The sequence below is a fragment of the Streptomyces sp. NPDC037290 genome (genome assembly GCF_055603245.1).
In genome coordinates, this window is sequence record NZ_JBVJVZ010000158.1 from 1 (window position 1) to 1260 (window position 1260).

The window sequence follows — 1260 nt, forward strand, 5'->3', positions numbered from 1 at the left end:
GATCGCGGACGAGCCGACCGGCAACCTCGACCCGCAGACCTCGGTGGGCATCATGAAGCTGCTGGACCGGATCAACCGGACCGGCACCACCGTGATCATGGCGACCCACGACCAGAACATCGTCGACCAGATGCGCAAGCGCGTCATCGAGCTCGAGCAGGGCCGTCTCGTACGCGACCAGGCGCGCGGCGTCTACGGCTACCAGCACTGACCGAGGGGCTGCGGCCCTTCGTGTATTTCGAGCATCGAGTACTGAAAGGACGCCATGCGCGCCCAGTTCGTCCTGTCGGAGATCGGCGTCGGTCTCCGCCGCAACCTCACGATGACCTTCGCGGTGGTGGTCTCCGTCGCCCTCTCGCTCGCCCTGTTCGGCGGTGCGCTGCTGATGCGCGAGCAGGTCAGCACGATGAAGGACTACTGGTACGACAAGGTCAACGTCTCGATCTTCCTCTGCAACAAGAACGACGCCAAGGACATGCCCAAGTGCGCCAAGGGGGCTGTCACCAAGGAGCAGAAGGCGGAGATCAAGGCCGATCTGGAGAAGATGGACGCCGTCCAGACGGTCCACTTCGAGACGGTCGACGAGGCGTACAAGCACTACCAGGAGCAGTTCGGCGACTCCCCGATGGCGGGCAACATCACGCCCGACCAGATGCAGGAGTCGTTCCGCGTGAAGCTGGACGACCCGCAGAAGTACAAGGTCGTCGCGACGGCGTTCGCCGGGCGGGACGGGGTGCAGTCCGTCCAGGACCAACGGTCCATCCTGGACAACCTCTTCGAGCTGATGAACGGCATGAACGTCGTCGCGATCTACGTGATGATCCTGATGCTCGTCATCGCGCTGATCCTCATCGTCAACACCGTGCGCGTCTCCGCGTTCAGCCGGAGACGTGAAACGGGCATCATGCGCCTCGTCGGGGCCTCCGGCTTCTACATCCAGGCCCCCTTCATCATGGAGGCGGCCGTCGCCGGTCTGATCGGCGGTGTGCTGGCCTGCGCCATGCTGCTCGGCGGCCGGTACTTCCTGATCGACGGCGGCCTCGCCCTCCAGGAGAAGCTGAACCTGATCAACTTCATCGGCTGGGACGCGGTCCTGACCAAGCTTCCGCTGGTGCTCGCGATCGGGCTGCTGATGCCCGCCGTCGCCGCTCTCTTCGCGCTGCGCAAGTACCTGAAGGTGTGACATGTGCCCCCTGGGGCGGGGGGGGGGGCGTGCCTGGGGCCCAAGGGGGGGGTTCCACGCCTCTCTTCACCGCTTGG

1 protein-coding gene and 1 pseudogene are annotated in these 1260 nt (G+C 65.0%); both read left to right on the forward strand.

Going from position 1 to position 1260, the window contains the following annotated elements; all coding sequences use genetic code 11:
- Positions 1 to 211: pseudogene (locus ACZ7HQ_RS45620) on the forward strand (cell division ATP-binding protein FtsE); the annotation flags it as partial.
- 54 nt (positions 212 to 265) lie between these two features.
- Complete coding sequence (ftsX, locus tag ACZ7HQ_RS45625; protein WP_006124948.1) at positions 266 to 1183, forward strand: permease-like cell division protein FtsX; 918 nt, start codon at positions 266 to 268, stop codon at positions 1181 to 1183.
- The last annotated feature ends 77 nt before the right edge of the window (positions 1184 to 1260 follow it).

What these genes read in the sequence shown, in the direction of transcription:
- ftsX (WP_006124948.1), top strand. Translation starts at nt 266, where the DNA reads ATGCGCGCCCAGTTCGTCCTGTCGGAGATCGGCGTCGGTCTCCGCCGC.